The organism is Methylosinus sp. H3A (assembly GCF_015709455.1).
Taxonomy (GTDB): Bacteria; Pseudomonadota; Alphaproteobacteria; order Rhizobiales; family Beijerinckiaceae; genus Methylosinus.
The window spans coordinates 3567988-3591593 of sequence record NZ_JADNQW010000005.1; the positions used below are offsets into that span (position 1 = coordinate 3567988).

Sequence of the window (23606 nt, forward strand, 5' to 3'; positions counted from 1 at the left end):
CGGCCTTCCACATTTTGGCGCGCTCAGTGGTGATGGCCGCCGCCGCCCGCCGTCGCGCCTTCCGCCTCGTCGTCTGTCGGCAATTGCCCGACGCGCTTCAGAAACGCCGCGTGCTGCTCGGGCGTATGATGGGCGTGAATGCCGCCGAGCTTCTTATAGTCCTCATTGGCGGCGACGGCGGGCTTGGGCGAATTCGTCGAATTGCAGGCGGCGAGCGCGAGCGCGCAGCCGATAACGACGATCGAGAGTGACGCTTTCATTGTTTCCTTTCTCCGACAATCGAGTTGCGATCTTCAGAAGGTGATCGAGGAGGTGACGCCAAATGTGCGCGGCCCCTGCGTCGAGATGCCGACTGTCGTCGGAGCCGACGAGGTGCCGGGCGTCCAGCTCGACCAGGGGCGGTTGTTGAAAAGATTCTTCGACCAGAGCGTGAGGCTGTATTTGCGGTCTTCGGTACGCAATCCGAGGCCGGCGTCCAACATGACATAGGCCGGCTGCCAATATTGGACCAAGGAGCGCGGGTTCGTATATTGCGCTTTATTGAACCAGGAGGCGTTCGAATAGACGAAGCCCGTTATCGGTCGATCGCTCCAGTCGCCGAGGCCCGCGAGTATGTTGCCGAGCCTGTGCTCGTAATTGAAGCCGCCATTGACCTGCCACCACGGCAGACCCGTGACTCTGGTGTTGCTGAGCGAGATCGTCGACGGGCCGCCTTTGAACGTCCAGTCGGTCGGCGACGGCGATTCCTTATAGTCGACGTAGCGGACCTCGTTGTAGGCGCCAGAAGCGTTCAGCGTCAGCCCTTCGAACGGAGTCCAGCGCTCCACGAATTCGATGCCGCGCACCCGTACGTGGGGAGCGTTTCCGAGATAGGAGACATTGGTCGTGACGCCGGCGCTGCTGGTGTAGGTCTTGGTCTGTGTGATTTGGAAATCATAGAGATCATTCCAATAGAGGTTCACGTTGGAGATGAGCGCGCCGTCGAACCAATTTGTCTTTGCGCCGAGCTCGTAGTCCCAGGAGACCTCTGGCCGGCTGAACCCCTGGGTGAAGGACTGAGCGGCGCCGTTGATGTAGAAGGGGCGGTTCTGAGTGTTCACCGACTGCGGCTTGTCGCCGCGCCCGACCACGCCGTACACCAAGATGTTGTCGTTCACTTGGTATTGCGGATTGACGATGGCGGTGACGCCATTGTGATATTTCGTCTCGCCGCCGGAGTCGGACCATCCGTAGCCGCCGCCGGCGACGATCGCCGCTTCCTGCTGCCAGACCGTGTAAGGCACGCCAAAGTAATAGTTGGGCCGGAATTTGTTGGAGCTATATCGGATTTCATAGCTGTCGCGCAGTCCGAAGGTCAGCGAGAACTTCTCGTCGACATGGTAGGTTCCCTGCGCATAAGCGGCGATTTGGAAATCTCCCGACTTGTTGAGCCACCAGGGCGTCAGGCCGGGAAGCGCAGCGGGATTGCCGAGCCAGGCCGCCGTGTCGACGCCATAGTCATAGTGGTGCATGCGATCCCAGGCATATTCATAGAATCCGTAGAGGCCTGTCGTCCATTCGAACTCCTGCTCCTTGGGCGAGGAGAGCCGCAGCTCCTGAGAGTTCTGCAGGACATAAGTGTCCATGCTGCCCGAGCCGAGGCCGAGCTGAAGCAGCTGATTGTCCGAATATCCCCAGTTGACGAAGGAGCCGTAGCCGACCGCGGTGATGGCGGTCAGCATATTTTCGCCGATCTGGTAGTTGAGCTCGTTCGACAGCATGAAGATATGCGCCGGGTCGCGGCCGCCGCGCGACAGATAGGGCGTGTTCGGGTCGATCGTCCAGATCGGTTTGCCGAGCTTCTTGATGACGTTCTGGAAGAAGGTCGCCGACGGGAGTGTTCCATTGGCGTAGACGAGGCTCGTGTCGCCGATCGTGCCCGTGAGATAGTCGTTGTGCTCGTTGGAGGCGTTGTAGATGAAGCTGACGCGGTCGCTCCATCCGTCTCCGACACCGAGGAGCTGGAAGTGCAATCCCAGACGATTGGTGTCCAGATAGGTCGTGCCTGTATGCGGATCCTTGATCCAGCCGTCGCCTCGGTCGAGATAGGCGGCGAAACGATAGGCGAGGGCGTCCTCGATCAGCGGGCCGGTCGTGTTGATGGTCTGCTTGAAGTGGTTGTAGTTGCCGAATGTCGACTTCACCATCGTCTTCGGCTCGAAGGCGGGCGCTTGCGTATGCAATATGACCGAGCCGGCGTTGGTGTTTTTTCCGCCGGCCGTGCCGGTCGGGCCCATAGCCAGCTCGACGGAGCTCAGATCGATGAGATCGCCCCATTGGAAGCCGGCGAAGTTCCAATAGACATTGTCGACGATATAGCCCGTCTCCGACGCCGATCCGGTTCCGCCGCCCGCCGCGACGCCGACGCCTCTGAGCGAGTTGCGGGATTGTCTCGCCGTCGAGATGTTCGGACGATAGCCTGCGACGCGGCGTGAGATGTCGGTGAAAGTGTCGACCTGTTGCTCCTCCAGGGCGCGTTCGCTGACCACATTCCCCGAGCGCGGCGTCTTCGTCAGCACCTTCTCCAGCAGCTTTTCGCCGGCGGCTTCGGAGCTGGTCACTTGCACGTCCTCGATCACGGCTACCGCCGTCGCTCCGCCTTCTTGGCTCGGGGCGGCCGCTTGTTGCGCGGTCGCCTGAGCGAGCGCCTCTCCGACGGGGACGCCGGCCGCAATCCCCGCCAGAATGGACGCCAGCGACACGCTCGAAGCCAGACGCTTCGTGAAAAACGTTCCTCGGACAACCGCCATTACCAAATCCCCTAGAGATACGACCAGAGGACGAATCCCCCCGGACTCCTCCTCGCCTTCGTCCGCTGCGTTCGAAGACCGTCTCCCGGGGCTATCGGGCGCAACGTACGATGTCATACCTAGTAGGGGTATTTATCTATTATGTCTATAAACTAAATAGGAAATTAGGCGAATAATCTGCGCCGACGGCTATGAGCATGTATTGAAATATGGGTATTTTCCTGGTGGAGAGGCGATATTCCGCCATGCTCGCGAAGGCGGCGCTGCGCAAATAGCAGCTATTAGATAGATTTTTGCTCCGCTGCGGTCGGGGAGGGACGATCTACTCCGAGACCCGCTCCAGCAGCACATGCTTCTTCTTGCCGAGTGACAGTTTGGCGACGCCCTCGGCGAAATCCTTCTCCGACAGCACGGCCTTCTCATCGGTGACGGGAGCGTCATTGACGCGCAGACCGCCGGCCTTGATCTGCCGGCGCGCTTCGCCGGTGGAGGCGACCAGCCCCGCCTTCACAAAGGCGGTGAGCACGCCGATGCCCGCCGCCACTTCGCTCGCCGCTACAGCGACTTTGGGCAGAGAGAGGGAGAGCGCGCCCTCCTCGAAAGTGCGGCGCGCCGTCTCGGCGGCGAGCTCGGCCGCCTCGCGCCCATGCAGCAGCGCAGTCGCCTCGGTGGCCAGAACCTTCTTCGCTTCATTGATCTCGGCGCCGCCGAGCGCGGCGAGCTTCTCGATCTCGTCCAGCGGCAGGAAGGTGAACAGCTTCAGGAAGCGGACGACGTCGGCGTCCTCCGTATTGCGCCAATATTGCCAATAGTCGTAGGGCGAGAGCTGGTCGGCGTTGAGCCAGACCGCGCCCGCGGCGGTCTTGCCCATCTTCGCGCCGGAAGCCGTGGTGAGCAGCGGCGCCGTCAGCGCATAGAGCTGTGGCGTTCCGAGGCGCCGGCCGAGATCGATGCCCATGACGATATTGCCCCATTGGTCGGAGCCGCCGAGCTGCAGCGTGGCGCCATAGCGCTTGCTGATTTCGACGAAATCATAGGCCTGCAGGCACATATAGTTGAATTCGATGAAGGAGAGCTCGTGCTCGCGCTCGAGCCGCAGCTTCACCGAATCCATCGACAGCATTCGGTTGACCGAGAAATGCCGGCCGACGTCGCGCAGGAAGTCGATGTAGTTGAGGCTCGTCAGCCATTCGGCGTTGTCGAGCAGGATCGCGTCGGTCTTGCGTTCGCCGAAGGTGAGGAACTTCTCGAAAGCGGTCTTGATGGAGGCTTTGTTGGCGTCGATCGTCTCGATCGTGAGGAGCCTGCGGCTCTCGTCCTTGCCGGAGGGATCGCCGACCCGCGTCGTGCCGCCGCCGACGAGCGGGAGAGGCTTGCCGCCGGCGCGTTGCAGCCAGGCGAGCAGAGTGATCGACATGAGATTGCCGATATGCAGCGACGAGGCGGTGCAGTCGAAGCCCGCATAGGCGACGAGCTCGCCGGAGCGGGCTTTTTCATCCAGCCCCTCGAAATCGGAGCATTGATGCACGAAGCCGCGCTCGATGAGCGTCGCGAGGAAGTCGGATTTGGGGCGGAATGCGTCGGACATGGGGGCAGGGTGTTACGGGGAATGCGGGCGGGGCGCAAGGAGGGGCGCTATCGGACGGGGGCGTTTTCGCGGTGTCGGGCTTCGCCCACCCCGGAGCCTTTCGCGTTCCAGCCCACGAAAAAAGGCCCTCCGAAGAAAATCTCCAGAGGGCGAGTCTGTGAGGTAGAGAGTAGCGTTCGGCCGGGCCGAGAAGGGGCGCGCGGGACGCGCAACCTGCTCGGCCCGGCCGAAAAAAGCAGCAACGATCAGTTCCGAAATTCTGGGGAGCGTTCTCCTCGAGGGGGCTCGCTTCGCCGGGCGCGAGCGTCCGGCGAAGGCAGGGTTGCGACGGGCGAGGATCAGTCGAACTTCGCCAGCGGGTCGTGGAAGACGCAGCCGGCGCGCTTGATGTCCTCGAGCGTCCACAGATTGTCGCCGCGCACATGCGGCTGCGCGATCAGCGTGACGCCGTCGGAGCGCACGCCATGGCCTTCGGCGATGACGTCCGAAAGCTCGCGGCCGAGATATTGCTCGAACAGATTCTGCGCCTCGTAGCGCTCCGGCTCCGACAGCCACTGGCGCTCGCCCCAATCATCCGTCAGCGAATGCTTGTGGCCGTTGTATTCGTGAACGCGCAGAGAGCCCGTGCCCTTGGCGAGCGTCGGAATGAACGGCACCTGCGACACGCGGTCGACATAGACCTCGTGGCCGTTCTGGAGCAGCCAGGCGTAGGGGATGAACCCGCTCTTGGGATCCTCATAGCCGAGCCGCTTCCACTCATTGTAGATCTTGCCGTAGTGATCCGCCCAGCCAGGATAATTCGCCTCGAACCATTCCTGGTCCTGCTCGTCCGGCAGCGACACGCGCGAGAAGCCGAGCGGCCACAGCGCGAAAGCGGCAAGAGCCAGATCGTGATGCGCCCAATAGGCGTCGCGCTTGGCGTCACGCAGCGAAGCCGGGCTCTCGACGCCATATTTGCCGAGGCGGCCGATCCAGATTCCACCCCAATCCTCATAGACCCAGCGGTTCCAGGTCTTCACCCAGGGTTCGACCTTGAACTTGGAGCCATATTCGAACAGATAGCCGAGCGCCGGCGTGAAATATTTCTGCTGCGTCCAGAAGGCGTTGTTGAGATCGGTGTTGAGATATTTGGCCGCCGCCGGATCATTGGCGATCGAGACGATCGTCTGATAGCCGTTCGCCATATGGCGCAGCTCGTCCGTTTCGATCGAGAGGAACACCGTCGGCGTGATCTCGTCGCCATTGGCCGCCGCCCATTCCGTCACCGCGACGATCAGCGGATTGGTGAAGCAGGCCTCGCCGACGAGCTGCAGATTGATCGAGCATTCGACCGCGTCGCCGGAGATGAATCCGTCGGAGAAGACGCGCTTCATGCCCTTCCACAGCGGGCCGATGGCGCGCGTGCGGCGCGCGTCATTGTGGCCGGCCGGGTCGTGATAGTGCTTGGAATAGTAGTGATTGATGAAAGCGCATTGATGCGTGTGACGAATTTCGTCGAGCACTTGCGCGAGATAGCCGTTCTTCTGCTCGGCGGCGGTGGCAGAATCCCACAGCATCGCCGAACCGGAGATCGCATTATATTCGCCGACCTCGAGGAAGTTCGAGATCACCTTCATCGTCTCGCCCCAGCGAGGATGAATCTTGTTGCCGGCGCCCAGACGCGTGAGGCCGTCGAGCAGCGTGCCGAACTGCCGCTCGTCCTTGGCCGCCTCCATGCGGGCGTATTCCTTGGCGATGACCTTGAACTGCTCCTTGGTCTGGTTCGCCATACGGTATTTGGTCGCGTATTTCGTACGGTTTTCCTTGAAGTCCCAATTGAAGCTCTGCAGCCATTTATGGACTTCCTGCGGCTCGATTCCGACCGGCGCGCGATTGACCTTCAGCGCGTCTGTCGCCGCATTGGTTGCGAGACTGATAGCCATGTTTCCTCCGCTAGATTTTATCTTGTGACGTCGTTCCGCGCAGGCGTTCGCAGAGGCCGAGCGCGGCAGGCGCGCGCTTCGCAACGCAAAGCGCGACACACCGAGGCTCGTGCCGCCCGCAGACCAGAAGCAATCCCGACGTCAGGTCTTTCACAGCAAGGCGCATGCCGTAATCTTACGACGCCTAAAAAATGCAGATATTTCGCAATGCGTGCGTAGTATAAGCACTTAAATAAAAGACATTTGCGGAAATAAATAATACAATGGCATAGATGCGGAACGCTCAAATTCACACCTACACGTAACTATGCGACAACTGATATCATAATTGGAGATTATTGTCTAATCTCATATTAGAATATATCAATATCATATTTATATGCTTCGATATGTTGTAAAGCAAGTATGATAATTTTCTGCAGAACAACTGATCGAAATTGGCCTTATCACGCGGCATGTGACGAATTGCAGAATTGACGCCGAATTCGTGATTCGTGATCGCGTGCGATCAGAACCGTTTCGCCGCCCTGACGCAGAAATCGCTTCCTGCTAGCTTGCGAGCCGTCGCGATCGACGAGGGCCGCTATCGATGAAGTCGAGCAATGTCGTTTTCGTTCATGGCCTGATGGGATGGGGGCCGAATGATCTCGGCGGGCTTCCCTATTGGGGCGACGCTCCGGCGCAATTTACGCCGCGCTTTCGCACCCATCTCGCCAAATGCGGGCCGCTCAGCTCGGTCCATGATTGCGCCTGCGAGCTTTTCGCGCAGATCGTCGGCGCGCGCATCGATTATGGCGAGAGCCATAGCGCCGGCGCCGGCCATGCGCGCTTCTCGCGCGATTATACCGGCCGCGGCTTCGTCGAGGGCTGGTCGGCCGAAAATCCGGTGATTGTGATCGGCCACAGCGCCGGCGCTCAGACCTGCCGTATGCTGCAAAATCTTCTGGCCCGGGATTTCTGGGGCGTCGGTTCGAGCGCCGATTGGGTGGAGGCGATCGTCGCCATCTCTGGTCCGCTCAATGGCTCGACACTCGCCTATCGCTATTGCGACGAAGAGCAGGGCAAGCCCAAAATGCTGCCGAGCGCGCTGGTCGCCGGCGCCCTTTCCGTCGTTTCTGCTTTGTCCAGCGTCGGCGCGTCGCGCCTCTATGATCTGCATCTCGATCATTGGACGCGCGAAGAGGCGAGCGGCGAATTATTCGCGCAGCGACTCGACGCCAGCCGCTTCGTCGAGAGCGGCGACAATCTAGGATGCGACGTCACTCTGCACGGCGCCGCGCACCTCAATCGGTCTCTGGAGACCTTCGAGAACAGCCTCTATCTCTCGTTCGTCTCCAGCGCGACGCGCGAGGGGAGTTTTTTGGGCTTGCCCTTTCTGAGCAAAAGGCATCGCCCCGACCGCGCCATGGATCTGACGATGCGGGATTCGGCGAATTACATAGCGACACGTCCAGATTTCGCCGTGGCGCCGACGCCCGATTGGGGAAGCGGAGAGCTGACGATGGCGCTCTGGCGCGAGAATGACGGCGTCGTGAATATGATCTCTCAGCGCTTTCCGTTCATCGGCCGCGCACATCCAGTCGGCGGCGAGGGGATTTTCGGCTTCGAAGATCGGCTCGAGCGAGGAAAATGGCGCCACCAGCGGCTGGACGAGGCGTTCGGCAGAGCCTTCGACCACAATGCCGCGACCCATGGCGCGCGCATGAAGCCTTTCGAGAAAGGCGGGCGCGAGGCGAATAGGGAACTCTACCGAAAGCTCGCGCATCTTCTCGACACATTCGACGCTGGTCGAAGCGAGCGAGGGGGCGCGCAGACAAATTCGTCTGCGCGCGTCACTGCAATAGTCTCGACGGAGCGGAGCTAGGTCTCTGTGTCGCGTCCGCGACATGCCATGCGGCGCAATGGCTTTCCGAGCGCTTGCGGAATGCGCGTTCCTTCACGAAGCGAAGGCCGGCGGATCGCATCTCGCCTTCGTCGTCGAACTCCATCGAGAACGCCAAGTCCGAGCCGTCGGTGCGTAGCGTGGGATCGCGGATCAAAGCCGTCGAGGGAAACGGGAGCGTCAGAATTGCGAGCTTCTGCGTCATATCGCGCTCGGCCAATGAAGCGATGAAGGCGATCGAGATCAAAAAAAGCGGCGCGCCGGAGAGGCGCGCCGCGATTTCAATTCGAACTCGCCCGATCACACGTCGAAGCCGCCGTCTCCGCCGCCATCGTCGAAGCCGCCGGCATCCGTGTCATAGTCGGCGCTCTGCACATCGGGGCCGCCCGGATCGGGATTGGCGTAGCCGGCGTCCGGATAGGGGGCGCCGCCCTGGTCGCCGTAGTAGTTGTTGATGATCGTGTCGCCGCCGCCGGCGTTCGCATGCTCGAAGCCCGAGCCTATGCCGAGATTGCTCCCCGCGCCGCCGGCTCCGCCATGGAACAGGCCGCGAATCGAATCGGCGAGCAGCACGCCGCCGGCGACGCCCGCTGCCGCGCCCAGCGCGCCCTTCAGAAAGCCGCCGCCAGCGGCCGGCTGCTGCGGCGGATAGCCCGGAGGAGCATAACCAGGAGGGGTGTAGCCGGGAGGCGCATAACCCGGCGCTGCGGCAGGAGCCGCGCCCCAGGGACCGCCCGGCGCCTGCTGCGGATAGGCCGGCTGCTGGCCATAGCCCGGAGGCGGGGCCGGACGCGGCGGGGGCGGGGCCTGCCGCTGGGCGCCGCCGAACAAGCCGCCGAGGAACCCGCCGGACTGCTGCTGCGGCCGGCTCTCCAGCTCATGCACGCGGCTGTCGAGCTCCTGCAGGCGTTGATTGGCCGCCTGCAGCGCCTGATCCTGCACCAGAACGGTCTGCGCCAGCAGATAGGGCGCGCCCGGCTGCGACTTCAGCTGCTCGGCGATGAAACTCTCCGCCTCCTGATCGCGCTGACCGCCGGCGGCGCTGCGCGTACGCTCGAACAGACCGGCAAGCAGTTGGCGTTCTTCGGGTGACATGTGTCTCTCCCAGTTGGAACCCGCCCTCTTCGCGGGCGTGGCGCCAGAAATATGGGAGCGCCCCTTCCCTCTGCCAAGGGCCGCGGCCGCGCTCGAGACCCGAGTTTCGACGGCGGAAAATGCAAGGCGTCGGCGCGTCAGTCGCCGGCGAGCGCCATGTCGTCGCGATGGATGATTTCGTCCGGCCCTTTGAAACCGAGCAGTCCCTCTATGTCGCGCGAGGAGCGGCCGATGATGCGGGCCGCGTCCAATGCGTCGTAAGTCACGAGTCCGCGACCGATTTCCCCGCCCGCCGCATTGCGGATCACGACGCAATCGCCGCGCGCGAAGCCGCCTTCGAGCGCCGTGACGCCGGCCGGCAGCAGGCTCTTGCCGGAAAACAGCGCGCGCGCCGCGCCGTCGTCCACATGCACCACGCCCTTGGGCTCGAGCGAGCCGGCGATCCATTTTTTTCGCGCCGTCACCGGCGAGGAGGGCGTGAGGAACCAAGTGCAGGGCCCACCTTCCGCTATGCGGGTGAGCGGCGCCTCCACGCGGCCGTCGGCGATGACCATATGGGCGCCGCCGGTGGTCGCGATCTTGGCCGCCTCGATCTTGGTGCGCATTCCCCCGCGCGAAAATTGCGAGGCGGCGCCGCCGGCCATCGCCTCCACCTCCGCCGTGACCCGCGGAACGATCTCGATCAGCTTGGCATTCGGATCGCTCGCCGGCGGGGCGGTGTAGAGACCGTCGACGTCCGAGAGCAGCACCAAAAGATCGGCGCTCGCCATTGTCGCGACGCGGGCGGCGAGCCGGTCATTGTCGCCATAGCGGATCTCGGAGGTCGCGACCGTGTCGTTCTCGTTGATGACGGGAACCGCCCTGAGCGCGAGCAGCCGAGTCAGGCATTCGCGGGCGTAGAGATAACGGCGGCGTTCCTCCGTATCGCCGAAGGTGACGAGAATCTGCCCCGCCGTGATGCCGAGATCGCCCAGCGTCTCCGCCCATATTCGGGCGAGGGCGATCTGGCCTACGGCGGCCGCCGCCTGGCTGTCCTCGAGCGGCAGCGGGCCGGAGGGCAGACCCAGAACGCTGCGTCCCAGCGCCACGGCGCCCGAGGAGACGACGAGCACATCCGCGCCGCGCCGATGCGCAGCCGCGAGATCGCCGGCGAGCCGCGCCAGCCACTCGCGCTTCACCTTCGCCTCGCGAGGATCGACGAGCAGCGAGGAGCCGACCTTGACGACGATGCGGCGGAAGGAATCGAGCGTTGGACGTTTCACGGGAGACCGGCTCATTCGAGATGCGGGATGGCTGACGACGCGACTTATAGCCCGTCTGCCGAGAAAGCCCACCCCGCGCCAGTCGGCGAACGGACATGGACCGGAAACGCGGGAGAGAATTTCCGCCGCGCATCCGACACTGCGCCGCTTCATTCTGAGCGCGCTGACAAAGACTGAGGAATTAGATGCGCGAGAAAATTGCTTTGACGCGACGTGGCCTCGTGGCCGTGGCGCTCGCCGGTTCGGCGACCGCCGTCCTTCCGGAGACCGCCTCTCCCGAACCCGCCGCCCCTCCATTGACGGCGGCGGCGGAGGAGGGGCCCTTCTATCTCGATCTCGACCTGCGGCGGTCGGACATCGCCGAAGGGCTCGCCGGCGTCCCGCTGGACATTGCTTTCATCGTCCACGACGAAACCGGCGCGATCTTTCCGGGCGCCCGCGTCGATATCTGGCATTGTGACGCGCAGGGCCGCTATTCCGGCTTTGGCGGCCAGGGCGAGGACAGACGGCTCGATCTCTCGGGAAAGACGTTTCTGAGGGGCGCGCAAATCACCGGGGCGGATGGACGCGCGCGCTTCTCGAGCGTCTATCCCGGCTGGTATCCCGGCCGCACCACCCATGTTCATTTCAAGATCATCGATGGCGCGACCGCCCGGCTGACCTCGCAGATATTCCTGCCCGACGCGCTGAGCGAATTCCTCTACGCCAATCTCGGCGACTATGCGCGCGGCCGTCTGCGCGACACGCTGAATTCGACGGATGGAATAGCGCTCGCCGCCGGCGAGACGACGCGCGGCGAGGTGCGCGAGAGCGCGGGCCGCTATGTCGCGACGCTGCAGGTGCGAATCGACCGAAAGGCGGTGCGCGCCGTGCCGCCGCCGCCCTTCCAGCCGCCGCCGCGTGGCGACCATTTCGCCGGCCCGCCGCTCGGCGGACCGCCTCCCGGGGGACCGCCGCGCCGTGCGGTTCCGGAAGGCGCAGAGCGTTTGAAGGCGCTGATTCCAAAGGCCGGCTGATCATCGCAAACCCGTGTCGCGAGCCCGGATCTGATTCACGCAGACACTGCGGCTCGACCGCGCGGCGACGCCTTGCTTTCGCCACAGGGCGCTCTCAGTCTGCGATCATTCCGGCTTCGTCAGGAGCCGAAGCGAGAAACGCCCCGACCTCGGATGAACAGGCGGGGCGTTTTTGTATTCGCCGACAGTTTTCCGCGATCGGCGCTCGCTGGAGCGGCCGCGGGAAGAAAGCGATCGTGTAAATCCGGGTGAGGGCGCTGGCAGGTGTGGAGTGACTAGCCATTCTGTTTTGCTTCAGCGGGTTGGACAGATATCTTCCGCTTTTCCAGCGCTGGGATAATCTAATCATATCAACGGCATGTCTATGGCCCTGTCCCACTCTTCGGCGCTGCCCCCAGCCAGGTAGAAGGGCGTGCCGTTAGCCGTCGCGCTGGGGGACAAATTCGGAGGACGACACGTCCGCGTGCCGGAGGATGAGCGTCGCCGTTCGCCGGAAAGCGCCAACCGGTCTATTCGTTTTGCGGGGGAAACGTCGAGGCGACGTCATCGTCAATTGCGGCCTTCGACGTCGGCGCGCGCCTGTTCCTCTTCCAGAAGTGATAATCTCGCCATTTGCAAGAAATATTCGACCATTGGATCTGACTGCTTGGCCTCGACGATCAGATAGTCGATCAGGCTCAACATCGTCGATACGCGATCGAATTCAGCGACTGCCGACTGCTTCGACGATTCCGTGGGATTTTTTCGAATCATGTGCCTACGCCCGGAGCCGATCCCGTATTTTCGCTGATCGGACCAGGGTTTAGGGGAGGCCGCAACGAAAAAAGACGGCCTCTGCGAAAAATGCCTCAATGACCATGCTTACGCCGCCACTCTGCATATTGCTTCTCGATCCAGTCGCTGTGTTGTGGGTAGCGATTGGCGAGGTCGGCTATAACCTTCCCGACGCCCGTCACGGCGACGTCCCAGGAGGTTTTTTCGTCCTCGAGAAGCCGATCGGTGTTCTCAAGTGTTCGCGCGACGAGGCGCGCGAGATCTGGATCGACCGACATGTCGATACCTCGTTCGACGCCAATCATTGGCGCGCCGGTCCCATAGCAACGAACGGTTGCTGGCCGCCTAAATCAATCGATCAAATTTCGTTAATGCAGAAAGAGCCCCGCCGGTGCTTCACCGGCGGGGCTCTTTCTTGGTTCATTCGAGATGGTCGAGGTTTGCGCGGATCACCGTCCGGCGGCGCCGGAACGCTCGACGACTGAATGACGTTGGGGCAGGTCTCGAGACCTTACGTTGGTGGGCGAAAAGCAAGCGCCTCGCATCGGGCGCCGTAAGGCTGATCGGGGGAATTGGCAGGGGAACAGCATGTCATACCGAGTGGGGCGGACGCTGCCCCGCATGGCATAAGATCCTGATTTCTATTGCTTTATTTTTGAATCTGGCAGGAGTGGAGGGACTCGAACCCCCAACCCCCGGTTTTGGAGACCGGTGCTCTAGCCGATTGAGCTACACTCCTGCGGTGACGGCGCGCCGTCGGGGCTCTCATGCCGCATCGCGGCCGAGGATGCAAGCGCCGGGGCTTGCCCGGGCGCATTTTCGCGTCGAGGACGAGCGCCGGGTCCAGCCCCCGGCGCATTTTGGCGTCAGGAATTGCCGCCCGAGAGCAGCGTCACGGCGCGACGGTTCTGCGACCAGCAGGAAATGTCGTCGCAGACGGCGACCGGCCGCTCCTTGCCAAAGCTGATCGTGCGGATGCGCGCCGCCGCGAGGCCGCGCGAGGCGAGATAATTCTTCACCACTTCCGCGCGGCGGGCGCCGAGGGCGAAATTATATTCGCGCGTGCCGCGCTCGTCGGCATGGCCTTCGACGGTGAAGGAATAGCGCCCGTAGCGCTGCAGCCAATCGGCCTGCTTGTCGAGGGTGGCCTGCGCCGTCGACGTCAGCTCGCTCGAATCGGTCTCGAAATAGACGCGGTCGCCGACATTGACGACGAAATCCTGCGGGCTTCCAGGCGCCGCATAGCCGCCGCGGCCATTGGCGCCTGCGAGCGCGGCGTTTTCGTCCTCGGCGTTCTTGGCGCAGGCGGCGAGCGAGACCGCCGCCAGCAGGGCGGCGGCGAAGCGCAGGGCGCGCGCGGCGGAAACGAATGCCATGTCCTCGAAACTCCTCTGACGACGGCTCTACTGTCGCCAGTCCTATCTGCGCAGAGGTTAAACGAAGGTTCCGTCAACCTTGACGAAAGCTTTGCGCGCCTCGTCGCGGCGTATCGAATGCCGGTAAGGTTAACGTGAGCTTGATCGTCGATGCGGTCGATGGCGCGAGTGAGGCGAAAAGACGGCGCGAAAGGAAACGCAGGGAATTGCGGATGGGGAATGCGGGGGCTGGACCGCCGCGCCGATCATTGTTAGCAATTCATACATCATACGGCGGAGGGAATCGGAGACGATGCGCGACCTGAAACGCTCCGACCGTCGTTTTCATGCGCCTGTCTGCGCGGCTCTCGGCGCTCTCACCCTCGCCGGCTGTGTCGACACGGCGGTGGAGATCGGCCATCCGCGTCCCGAGCAACTGGCCCAGCGGCAGCGTCCGACGCCGCGCCCCGGCGTCAGTCCGCGCGGCGCGCCAGTGGCGCTCACCAGCTTCGAAGGCGCGCCCGAGGAGGCGCTCGCTCGTTTCCGCCCGGTCTTTGTCCGCGCCGCCGAGAGCCGCGACATCGCCTCCGCCGGCGAGCCGGAGGCCGCCTATCGTTTGCGTGGCTATCTCACCGCCTATGCGGGCGCCGAGGGCGCGACGCGCTTCGCCTATGTCTTCGACGTCTTCGACCGCAATGGACGGCGCGCCCGCCGTCTGACCGACGAGATCGCCGTGAGGGGCGCGGGCGATCCCTGGACGCTGCTCGACGACAGGGCGCTCGCCGAGGTGGCGGCGCGCGGAGCCGACGAGCTCGCCGCCTTTCTCTCCGACACGCCCGAGGCGCTCGCCGCCGCGGCGGGCGGCGAATCGGGCGTGACGATCGCCGCCGCGACACGCGGCGAACCGGCGCCGGCGCAGAGCGGCGTCAAGACGTTGGGATTCGCCGAGGCGCGGTGAAGCCGCCTTTCGGCGCATTGACGTCGCCGCCGCCTTTCTGTATCGAATTTGCTACATAAGGTCGCGGGGGCGAAAGCCGTCACGACCAGGGGATGGGGTGCCCCCTATAACCGCCGAAGAGGCTGATGACTCCTGCTGAAGCCGATGATCGCAAGATCATCGAGTAAGGGCGTTCGCGCTCAAAATGCAGGAGGAATGGTTATGAATCAGGATCTCTCGGTTTTCATCACTCCCTTCGCTCTCGTCATCGGATGCGCGTTGATCGCTGCGGGCGGTCTCTATTTCATCGACATCCAATTTCTGAAGTCGCGCGTTCAAGCGATCGCCGCGCTCGTCGTCGGCGCTATCGTACTTGCCGCTCTGGAGGTCGTGCTCGCCGGCAGCAGCGTCTCTTTCTTCAAGGCGCAGCAGGTGCAGACCTCCGCTTGCGAGCTGGAGGGCGAGTCGGCGCATCCGGAGGCGCGACTCGGCGGCGACGCCAAGATCATTCAAAAGCACATACTCGGCTGCATGCAGGAGGCCGGCTATGAATGGTCGCCGACGCATCGCAATTGCAAGGACGCGCCGGTCGCCACCAATCCCTATTGCTATCTGCCGGCCAGCGGCTTCGACCGCACCATCACTGCATTCCAGCTGAGATTCGAATAGCCCGGGCGCGACGGCGCGGCTAAGTTCTCTCTTCGCCCGCGGGGCGCTTGCCGTTCGGAGCTTTTGCTCCATTTGACCTCGAGACTGAGGGGAAGGCGGCGCCCTGTCGGGAACGGACGGGAGACGTGCCGATGAACGAGGACATTGCCGCCTTCGTGGCTCCGCTGACGCTCGTGCTCGGCGGCGGCCTTTTCGCTCTGGGCGGTCTGTCCTTCATCGGGATCGATTATTTCGACAGCAAGTTCAAAGCGCGCGTCGCCTTTGCGATCGGCCTCGCCTTCATCGTCGCCACAGAACTCGTCTTCGTGACGAGCAGCAGCAGCGGGCGTTATTTCGCCGGGCTGAAGATCGACGTGACCGATTGCGAGCTGGACAGCGAGTCCAAACTGCCCGAGGAGCGGCACAAGAACAGCAGGGTGCTGCACGACCATATCGTCGGCTGCATGGAGCGGCTCGGCTATGAGTGGAACGCCGAGCACGAGCATTGCAAAGAGGCGAAGATCGCCACAAATTCCTTTTGCTATCTGCCGACGCGGCCGGTCGCGCGGGCGATCGTGCGCTTCCAGACCGCCTTCGAGTGATGGGCGGGCTCCAGAACGATCGGAGCTCGCATGTTCTCTTCTAAAAACCGCTTCGCGCCCGTCTGGACCATGCGCTAGGCGCGATCCACCGCCTCGCCGGGGACGAAAGCGTCGAACGCCGCCCAGAACTGCTCACGCAATTCGTCGCGCTCCATCAGCAACTCATGGCGCGCCCCTGGAACCTCTATGAGGCTCGCGACCGGAAGACGCTGAGCGAAACGCTCGATCGCGCGGGAGGAGACGATGCGGTCGCGCCCGCAGAGAAAGGCCATGATCGGCGTGCGCACGGCGCGCGCATAGTCGGGCCTACCGAATTGCTTCATCATGCGGAAGGCGGCGTTGACCCACCCGACCGTCGGATCGCCGACGGCGAGATGCGGCGCGGCGCGCAGCACATCGGCGTTGCGAGCGAAGCGCGCGGGATCGGAGGTGAGGCGGTTGCGCTCGAAAGGCTGTTCCTCGAGCGATTTCGGTCCGCCGCCCGGCACATACATCGCGCCGAGTCCGAACATGTCGAGCGTGTCGGCGATCGCGCGCGCGCCGATCGGAAAGCGCAAGCCTTCGAAATCGATCATGGGCGCCGCGACGATCACACGATCGAAGGGCGACCGCGCCGAATGGGCGCGGTCGAGCAGAATGGCGCCGCCCATGGAATGCGCGAGCGCATACCATGGCGAAGGGCACTCGAGCGCCAGAGCATCGGTGATGAAGGCGTCGAGGTCGCGCTGATAGAGCGCGAAATCGTCGACATGGCCCTTGCGCGGATCGGAGAGGTCGCGCTCCGAGCCGCCCTGTCCGCGCCAATCCAGCGTCACGACATGAAAGTCGCGCGCGAGCAGGTCGTGGATGGTCTCGAAATATTTTTCGATGAATTCGGCGCGGCCCTGGAACAGCGCCACAGTGCCGATCGCCCCGCGTCGTGGCGCGAAGCTGGCCGCGCGCAGCATGCGTCCGTCCGCGGTGCGAATGGCGAAAACCGACGCATTGGGCGGTATGGGATTGCTCGGCGTCGCAACGAGCTGCATTTCGGTGAGCGGCATGTCGGGCGGTCCTGCTGCGGCCGGGACGAGAGACGCTGCGCGCGCCTCTCGTCCCGTCTATCGCATGACTCGTCCGACCGCGCAAAAGGCGAGGGTCAGAACTTCACGGTCAGCCCTGCATAGAAGGATCGGCCGGGGCCGGCCACGGCGCCGGGGAGGCTCGTCTTCTTATAGTTGGTATAGTCGAAGCCGCCGAGCGGCGAGTAGTAACGCACATCGGCGACATTGGTGACGCCGAGATCGATGCGGAACGCGTCCCATTCATAGCTCGTGCGCAGATTGACGAGCCCGTAAGAGGGCGTCTTCAGCTCGTTGCGCGCCGTGCTCACATGGGTCTTGCTGTCGACGAGCTGCAGCTCGACGGCGTTGCTCCAGCCGCCGAGCTTATGCTCGAGAGCGAAGCGCGCATTGAGCGGCATGATGTGATAGAGCCCGTCGCCGCGGTCGAGATTTTCGCCATAGACATAACCGATGACGCCCGAAAGCGTGAGCCGTCCGAGCTCCGGCGTCTCGACCAGCTTGGCGCGGCCCGAGAGATCGAAGCCATAGAGTTGCGCCTTGTGATTGCGGAACTGCAGGATCGGGAACCAGGAGCCGTTCTTGTCGGTGAAGCCGCCGATTCTGTCGACGTCGATGAAATTCTCGACATAGCTGAAATAGGGCGTCGCCTTCACCTCCCAGTCGCGGTGGACGGGATCGCGCCAGACGGCGGTGACGGACACGGTATGCGCGACCTCGGGCTTCAGATCGAGATTGCCGACATAGCCATTGGCGTCGCCGAACCAGCCGATCATGCTGCTCGCCATGCCGCCGACGCCGAAGGCGTAGCGCTCGTAGAGATTGGGCGAGCGCGTCTTGCGCGAATAGCCGAGCTCATAGGAGCTCGTCTCATCGGCCTCGTAGCGAACCAGCGCCGTCATATCGAAATTGACGTCGGTGCGCGCATGGCTTCGGGCATTGAAGAAACGCGCCGCCGTGGCGTCTGGATTGGACATGCTCATCATGCCCATCGGGATGGGATTGCGCGGATCATAGGCCTGCGCGTCTCCCGTATTCGTCCAGACGATATCGTTGCGCACGCCGAGCAATGTCGTCCATTGCGGCGTCCACTTCGCCTCCCATTCCGCGAATGTGCCGACGCGATCGCGCTGTCCGCCATTGATGTTCCAATAGGTTCCGGGGCCCATCATCATGCTGGCGACGATCGGCGGCCACCAATCGTTCAGATGATAGCCGTGGAACTCATTGCCGACGCGCAGCAGATTCGAGGGGTCGAGTGGAATTTCCGCCTTGATCGAATAGCCATAGTCCGTTCCGGACGTATTCATCGGCATATTGGCGGGCTGCTTGTCGTAGAGAAAGCCCATCTCATGCGCGGTATGCTGCCAGAAGGCGCGCGCCTCGAGCTTTCCCCATTCGAACGCGCCCTTGTAGCCGGCGTCGACGGAATAGGCGCGATTGGCGGTCATATCCATGCGCTGATTGACGAAGCCCTGATAGGGAATGTTCTGGTAGCCGCCCTTCAGCGTGAAGAGATGTCCGTCGTTCTGATAGGCGAAGGTCGCCGAATGATTCTCGGAGATGAAGCCGGTGGAAAGAACCTTCGGACCATTGTCGCCGGCGTGATAGTCGGAGCCGCGCGTATAGCCGCCATTGTAGAGCAGACTGAAATGCTCGGTGGCGACATTCGCCGTTCCCGACACGCCGAATCCACTATTGGAGCTGCGGAAGAAGCCCGAGATCGAGCCTGAGGCGATGACGCCCGGGGCGATGGACGGAACGAGGCCGGGCGCCGAAGCGACGCGCGGATTGGCGAATATCGGCGTCTTGGGCTCGACGGAGATCGTGCCCGCGATCGAATCGCCGCCCTTGCTCACCGGCGTCACGCCGGAGAGCACTTCTATCTTCCCGACATTGTTCGGATCGATATAGGAGAGCGGCGGATTCATGTGATTGGCGCAAGCCGAGGTGATCTCGACGCCACCCAGCAGAATCTTGATGCGATCGTCGGCGAGGCCGCGCAGCGCGGGAAGGCGCGACACGCCGCCCGCTTCATAGAGATCGACGCCCGGCGCCCCATAGAGCAGTTGCGACGTATCGCTCGCATTAGGACGTTGCGCGTCCAGCGCCTCGCCGCTGATCTCCGTCACGCCGATCGGCGTGAAGGGGCCGTCCGCGCGCTTTGCGGCGGCGCGCAGCGCGCGCTCGCGTTCCGCCGCTATTTCGATCGGCGGCAGCGGAACGGCGCCGGCGTCGTTGCGCACAGTCTCGTTCTGCGCGAGCACGATGGCGACGCTGCGTCCGTCGCGCGCCAGGCGATAGCCGATTCCCGTTCCCGCGAGCAGACGATCGAGCGCGTCTTCCAGCGTGAATGCGCCGACGAGTCCGCGCGTCGTGAGATCGCGCGTCAGCCTCGCCTTGTAGACGAGCTGCGCGCCGGTGGCGTCGGCGAGGCGATTGAGCGCCAAGGCGACGGAGCCCGCCGGAATCTCATAGCTGCGCACCGCGGCGGAAAGTTCTGCTTCCGGCATTGCGACATGCGCGGTCGCCGGCGCGTTTTGTCCGAGGACGAGAGCGCTCAGAGCCGTCGCTATCGCTGTCGCGCCCATGTTCTTATTCTCGAGACGAAAATATCGCCGCTTCATCCGTCGTTCTCCGAGTTCTCAGCAGGGACGAAACAGTCCCTCTGTTAACTCTGACGAATGGAGCGCGAAAACTCGCACGTCCGCCCTGCGAAAAAATGCGAGCGCATGATGCGGCGTTCTGTCTCATCCGCGCAGCACGACGAGATAGTCGCCGAGGTGAATGGCGTCGAGATCGAGCGAGGATTCGATCGCGCGCAAGGCGCCGATCGGATCGGCTGCGTCGAATACGCCGGTGACCCGCAGCTTACGGACCGCGGCGCTCGGTATGAGGACATAGCCGCGGTGATAGCGCGCGAGAATATCGACGACCTCGCCGAGCGGGCGATCGACGAAAATGAGCTTGCCGCGCCGCCATGCGGTCGCATCCTGCACCGCGACGGCGACGGGCGCGCTCGTCGGCGCAACGGGGCCGAAACCGCTTTGGCGTCCTTCTTCGACCAGCGTCCTCTCGCCGCGGCTCGCGACGGAGACCTTGTGCTCGGCGACGGTCACGCGCGCGCCCGTCTCCTCGAGCGCAATGTCGAAGGCGGTGCCGAGCGCGGTCACGGTCCCGCCCGCCGCGGCGACGACGAAAGGCCGAGCGGCGTCCGTCGCGACATCGAAGAAGGCCTCGCCTTCGAGCAGCGTCAGCTCGCGTTTGCCGGCGGCGTAATTCACCGCGAGCGCGGATTTTGCGCCGAGTTGAACCTTCGACCCGTCCGGGAGGCCGACGACGAGCGTCTCGCCGGTGGCGGTGCGGAAGTCCGCGCTCCAGAGGAGGCGAAGATCGTCGAAGCTCGCCATTGCGGCGAGCGAGGCGGCGAGCGCCGCCGCTACGGCCAGACGACGCCGCCGCGGCGAGGGCGCCGGGGCGGTGACGTGGCGCCGCTTCAGAGCCCGCACATCGCCGCAGAGTGCGCAAATCTCATCGAAGGCCGCGGCGTTGGCGGGATCGGCGAGCCAGGCCTCGAAAGCGGCGCTCTCGGCGGCCGACAGACGTCCGGCGTCGCGCCTCACCCACCAGATGACGGCGGCGTCCTGGGCGTCGATCGAATCGTCGCTTCCGTGGTCGTCTTTCGGGCGGCCGGTCATCGTTCGAAACTCACTCCTCACTCATACAGACGAACGAGGGCGCCGATCAGGATGCGCCGCTGCGAGATTTTTCTATTGGACCGCGCTTCGGCAGCGCTGAATGGCGATGCGCAAATGCCGGTCCACCATATTGCGGGAAATGCCGAGCCGCCCCGCGATCTCGTCTTGCGGGACGTCCTCGTGCATGCGCAGGACGAAGACCTCGCGGCATTTGGGCGGCAGCGCCTCGATCGCCTCGGCGAGCAGGCGCGCGCGCCGGTCGGCGTCGAGCCTCTGCTCCGCAGTGGCCTCCTCGGAGAGGGCGTCGGGGGCGTCCGCGTCGGCGACGAAGATTTTCGTCTCGAGCCGGCGCCGGCGCGAAAAATCCATCGCCAGATTGACGGCCGTGCGGCGCAGATAGGCGGGGGGATCGGCGATCTCCTCCGTCATATTGCGATGCATGACGCGCAAAAACGCCTCCTGGACGATGTCCGGGGCGTGATCGGGACCGACGCGCCGCGCGAGCAACCGCGTCAGCTCGCGTTGCGTGCGCGCGAACAGGTCGCGCAGAGACAAGAATTTGCTGTCGGACATGGCGCCATTCCGTCACGGCGGCCGCCGGGCGCAGAAAGCGGCGTCCGGTCTGTCTTTTTGTCAGGTCGTAAGGAACGGCCGCTGGCGCGGCGCGTCGCGGGTCAGGCGAGGGGAGGGGCGCGCGACGACCAGGAACTCGCCCAGCCGATCGGCTCGCGCTCCGCCGGCGCGGCCCAGCCAAAGGCGAGCGGCGCGAGGGAGACGATGGGAAGCGCGAAAGCGGGCTCCTCATCCTCCGGCGCGGCGATGGGCGGCGCGTCGCGTCCGGCGACGCAGAGGATGCAGCAGGGAGCGTGATCGCGATCGGCCGGCGGCGAGCCGCCGTCCCTGTGCGGCTCGCAATAGGCGGAGGCGGAAAAGCCGCTGACGTCCGCGGCCGTCGCGTGAGATCGAGAGATGGAGAGCGCGAACAGCGCCTGCAGCGCGAAAAGGCAAAGCGCCAGCATCGAGACGAGCGCGCGTCTCGCCGCGGGGCCATATGATCTGGAGCCGGCCGATCTGGAGCCGAGAGACCTGGGCTTCGCCATGCGCGACCCTAGAGCCGGGCAATTTCCGGCGTCAATGAATTCGTCACGCGCGTGGCGAAAAACTCGGCCCCCGTCACAAAATTGCGACACCGACCGGCCCCGGACGCCTCTTGCATGGCGCGAAAGGCGTTCCCACATGAATTTCAGCGCGGGCCGTAGCGGACGCGCTTCATCCCCGGCGCGAGCGGGGACGACGATCCCGATCGCGCTCCACTGTCGCTTCTAGGAGGACAATGTCATGCGTCACTTCGATCTTTCCCCGCTCTATCGCTCGACCGTCGGCTTCGATCGCCTGTTTTCCCTGCTGGACCAGGGCGCGGGCCCGGAGGCGGCGCCCGCCTATCCTCCTTATAATATCGAGCGCACGGGCGAGAACGACTATCGCGTGACCCTGGCGGTGGCCGGCTTCGGGCGAGAAGATCTGTCGATCGAGACGCGCGAGAACACGCTGACCATCAAGGGCGCCAAGGAGACTGCGCCTGAGACCGGCGTCAAGCGCGAAATCCTGCATCAAGGCATTGCGGCGCGAGCCTTCGAGCGGCGCTTCCAGCTCGCCGACCATGTCGTCGTGACCGGAGCGAGCCTCGCCAACGGCCTGCTGCATGTCGATCTGGTCCGCCAGATTCCGGAGGCGCAAAAGCCGCGCCGCATCGAGATCGGCGGCGGCGCTCCGGCGCAGACGATCGACGCCAAAGCCGCCTGACCGGCCTTCCATAGCCGTAGAAAAATCGAGGCGTCCCAAAGCGGGGACGCCTCTTTTTTTTGGTTCATCCGCCTGGCGTCGGCTTGGGCGCTTCTGGCGTCGGCGGCGTCTTGGACTGTTCCGCCGAGACGGGATTGACGGGCGCGGCCTGTGGCGCCGGGGCGGCCTGCTGGTGGCCGACGATGGCGGACGGCTCCGGAACGGGCGCGGCGGCGTGGGGCGCCGCATCCTGGGAAGGCGCCGGGGCTTTCGGCTCGGTCGCCGGCGCGGGGGCCGCCTGAGGCGCTGGAGCCGCGACGGGCGTCGGCGCGGACTGCGGTTGCGGCTGGGCTTTCCGCTCCTCTGGCGTCTCGGCGGCAGGTCTGGGCGAGGCCGGTTTCTCGGACCCGTGGGGCGCGGCGGACTGGGTCGGCCGCGCGGGCGGCTTTGTCGCCTGCGAGGGCGGCGCGTGAGGGATGCGCTGCGTCTCGGCGCCTTCGGGCCGGGCCGCGGCGTGGGTCCGGCCCGGCGTCTCCGTCCTTCGGGGCGAGGCGGCGGATTGCGGCGCGGGACGGCGCGGCTCGGCGCCGAGGCCCGGCACGACGAGAGGATCCTGGACCGCTCCGGTTCGCGGCGCGTCATGGGTCTCGACCGGCGGCGCGCCGCGATAGGCGGCCGGCGGCGCGTCGATAAAGCCCGGCGCTTCGTGGACGACCTCCGGTCCGACGCGCCAGGACTTCAGAATCTCGCCCTCATAGGGGTCGATGAGGAAGCGCCTGTAGCGCCCGCGGCGGTCGACGCCGGTCGCCACCACTTGATCGCCGCGGCGGCCGAGCCCGCCGACGAGGCGAAAGCCCTCTTCCCCCAATATTTCAGCGATGGCCCGCGGCGAGGCGTCGGGTGCCGTCTCCGGGATCGGCCGGTGGAAGGCGTAGCCGAAAGGGCGAAAGAAGAAATCCGCCGCGGCCGGCGTCGCGGCCGCAATCGGCGCGAGGCTCGCAAGGGCGAGCAAGACCTTCGGCCGCAGTCTCGATAGCGTCATGAACCGCTCCACATCTTCATTGATCATCGGGCCCCGTCTCGACAGCGGAGCTTCCGCGACCATTGCGGCGAGCTTTGGACGCAGGCGGCGCGCTCGGCGGGCGGAATGCGCCGGGATTTCGGTTTTGTGGCGGCAGATTGCTTGTGTGCTGCGCGT

Annotated in this window: 22 protein-coding genes, 1 tRNA gene and 1 riboswitch; of the genes, 7 read left to right on the forward strand and 16 right to left on the reverse strand. The window is 64.3% G+C overall.

Annotated elements, in window-relative coordinates; translation table 11 throughout:
• Positions 1-23: 23 nt before the first annotated feature.
• The 4 genes from IY145_RS19490 to mmoX form a co-directional block, all read right to left on the reverse strand.
• Positions 24-260 carry a hypothetical protein gene (locus IY145_RS19490; protein ID WP_196409725.1) on the reverse strand — a complete coding sequence of 79 codons (237 nt, stop codon included), beginning with the start codon at positions 258-260 and terminating at the stop codon, positions 24-26.
• 33 nt (positions 261-293) lie between these two features.
• On the reverse strand, positions 294-2741 hold the full coding sequence (locus tag IY145_RS19495; protein ID WP_312030616.1) for a TonB-dependent receptor: 2448 nt from the start codon (positions 2739-2741) through the stop codon (positions 294-296).
• 370 nt (positions 2742-3111) lie between these two features.
• Positions 3112-4377, reverse strand: a complete 1266-nt coding sequence (gene tyrS / locus IY145_RS19500; RefSeq protein ID WP_196409727.1) for a tyrosine--tRNA ligase — start codon at positions 4375-4377, stop codon at positions 3112-3114.
• 338 nt (positions 4378-4715) lie between these two features.
• The gene (mmoX, locus tag IY145_RS19505) at positions 4716-6299 is read right to left on the reverse strand and encodes an aromatic/alkene monooxygenase hydroxylase subunit alpha (RefSeq protein ID WP_196409728.1); all 1584 of its coding nucleotides are present in this window, start codon (positions 6297-6299) and stop codon (positions 4716-4718) included.
• Positions 6300-6888: 589 nt separating this feature from the next.
• Here mmoX and IY145_RS19510 point away from each other — a divergent pair.
• Positions 6889-8163, forward strand: coding sequence for a hypothetical protein (locus IY145_RS19510; RefSeq protein WP_196409729.1), 1275 nt, complete (start codon positions 6889-6891; stop codon positions 8161-8163).
• Here the strand turns inward: IY145_RS19510 and IY145_RS25350 are convergent.
• From IY145_RS25350 to proB, 3 genes are all read right to left on the reverse strand, one after another.
• A complete protein-coding gene (locus IY145_RS25350) occupies positions 8132-8386 on the reverse strand; it encodes a hypothetical protein (RefSeq protein ID WP_210332696.1) in 255 nt (84 codons plus the stop codon). The genes IY145_RS19510 and IY145_RS25350 overlap by 32 nt on opposite strands.
• A gap of 95 nt (positions 8387-8481) precedes the next feature.
• On the reverse strand, positions 8482-9276 hold the full coding sequence (locus IY145_RS19515; RefSeq protein WP_196409730.1) for a DUF2076 domain-containing protein: 795 nt from the start codon (positions 9274-9276) through the stop codon (positions 8482-8484).
• A 137-nt stretch (positions 9277-9413) separates the two neighbouring features.
• Positions 9414-10553 (reverse strand): glutamate 5-kinase, encoded by a 1140-nt coding sequence (proB, locus tag IY145_RS19520; protein ID WP_196409731.1) that lies wholly within the window; start codon positions 10551-10553, stop codon positions 9414-9416.
• Between the two features lie 170 nt (positions 10554-10723).
• Here proB and IY145_RS19525 point away from each other — a divergent pair, with 170 nt between their 5' ends.
• A complete protein-coding gene (locus IY145_RS19525) occupies positions 10724-11554 on the forward strand; it encodes an intradiol ring-cleavage dioxygenase (RefSeq protein ID WP_196409732.1) in 831 nt (276 codons plus the stop codon).
• 549 nt (positions 11555-12103) lie between these two features.
• Here the strand turns inward: IY145_RS19525 and IY145_RS26200 are convergent.
• Positions 12104-12238 (reverse strand): hypothetical protein, encoded by a 135-nt coding sequence (locus tag IY145_RS26200; protein WP_281433676.1) that lies wholly within the window; start codon positions 12236-12238, stop codon positions 12104-12106.
• Positions 12239-12405: 167 nt separating this feature from the next.
• Between IY145_RS26200 and IY145_RS19530 the strand changes: the two genes are divergently transcribed.
• Positions 12406-12813 carry a hypothetical protein gene (locus tag IY145_RS19530; RefSeq protein ID WP_196409733.1) on the forward strand — a complete coding sequence of 136 codons (408 nt, stop codon included), beginning with the start codon at positions 12406-12408 and terminating at the stop codon, positions 12811-12813.
• 177 nt (positions 12814-12990) lie between these two features.
• Here IY145_RS19530 and IY145_RS19535 read toward each other — a convergent pair.
• Positions 12991-13067: transfer RNA gene (locus IY145_RS19535), tRNA-Trp, on the reverse strand.
• Between the two features lie 127 nt (positions 13068-13194).
• Entirely contained in the window at positions 13195-13704 is a 510-nt protein-coding gene (gene pal, locus IY145_RS19540) for a peptidoglycan-associated lipoprotein Pal (RefSeq protein WP_196409734.1), read from the reverse strand.
• A 292-nt stretch (positions 13705-13996) separates the two neighbouring features.
• Here pal and IY145_RS19545 point away from each other — a divergent pair, with 292 nt between their 5' ends.
• The 3 genes from IY145_RS19545 to IY145_RS19555 all read left to right on the forward strand — a co-directional run bounded on the left by IY145_RS19545 (position 13997) and on the right by IY145_RS19555 (position 15870).
• Complete coding sequence (locus IY145_RS19545; RefSeq protein ID WP_196409735.1) at positions 13997-14641, forward strand: hypothetical protein; 645 nt, start codon at positions 13997-13999, stop codon at positions 14639-14641.
• Positions 14642-14720: 79 nt separating this feature from the next.
• Positions 14721-14783: riboswitch (Fluoride riboswitch) on the forward strand.
• Between the two features lie 59 nt (positions 14784-14842).
• On the forward strand, positions 14843-15289 hold the full coding sequence (locus IY145_RS19550; protein WP_196409736.1) for a hypothetical protein: 447 nt from the start codon (positions 14843-14845) through the stop codon (positions 15287-15289).
• Positions 15290-15420: 131 nt separating this feature from the next.
• Entirely contained in the window at positions 15421-15870 is a 450-nt protein-coding gene (locus IY145_RS19555; protein WP_196409737.1) for a hypothetical protein, read from the forward strand.
• A gap of 74 nt (positions 15871-15944) precedes the next feature.
• Here IY145_RS19555 and IY145_RS19560 read toward each other — a convergent pair whose 3' ends face one another.
• The 5 genes from IY145_RS19560 to IY145_RS19580 form a co-directional block, all read right to left on the reverse strand.
• Positions 15945-16910 (reverse strand): alpha/beta fold hydrolase, encoded by a 966-nt coding sequence (locus IY145_RS19560; RefSeq protein WP_246722110.1) that lies wholly within the window; start codon positions 16908-16910, stop codon positions 15945-15947.
• 95 nt (positions 16911-17005) lie between these two features.
• Positions 17006-19555 carry a TonB-dependent receptor gene (locus IY145_RS19565; protein ID WP_196409738.1) on the reverse strand — a complete coding sequence of 850 codons (2550 nt, stop codon included), beginning with the start codon at positions 19553-19555 and terminating at the stop codon, positions 17006-17008.
• 123 nt (positions 19556-19678) lie between these two features.
• Positions 19679-20626, reverse strand: coding sequence for a FecR family protein (locus IY145_RS19570; RefSeq protein ID WP_196409739.1), 948 nt, complete (start codon positions 20624-20626; stop codon positions 19679-19681).
• A 72-nt stretch (positions 20627-20698) separates the two neighbouring features.
• Positions 20699-21199: an RNA polymerase sigma factor gene (locus IY145_RS19575; protein ID WP_196409740.1), complete on the reverse strand. Its 501-nt coding sequence runs from the start codon at positions 21197-21199 to the stop codon at positions 20699-20701.
• 101 nt (positions 21200-21300) lie between these two features.
• Positions 21301-21645, reverse strand: a complete 345-nt coding sequence (locus IY145_RS19580; protein ID WP_196409741.1) for a DUF2946 family protein — start codon at positions 21643-21645, stop codon at positions 21301-21303.
• Between the two features lie 319 nt (positions 21646-21964).
• On the opposite strand from IY145_RS19580, the gene IY145_RS19585 reads away from it, so the two are divergent.
• On the forward strand, positions 21965-22429 hold the full coding sequence (locus tag IY145_RS19585) for an Hsp20 family protein (protein ID WP_196409742.1): 465 nt from the start codon (positions 21965-21967) through the stop codon (positions 22427-22429).
• Between the two features lie 64 nt (positions 22430-22493).
• Here IY145_RS19585 and IY145_RS19590 read toward each other — a convergent pair whose 3' ends face one another.
• Positions 22494-23450, reverse strand: coding sequence for a hypothetical protein (locus tag IY145_RS19590; RefSeq protein ID WP_196409743.1), 957 nt, complete (start codon positions 23448-23450; stop codon positions 22494-22496).
• Positions 23451-23606 lie beyond the last annotated feature (156 nt).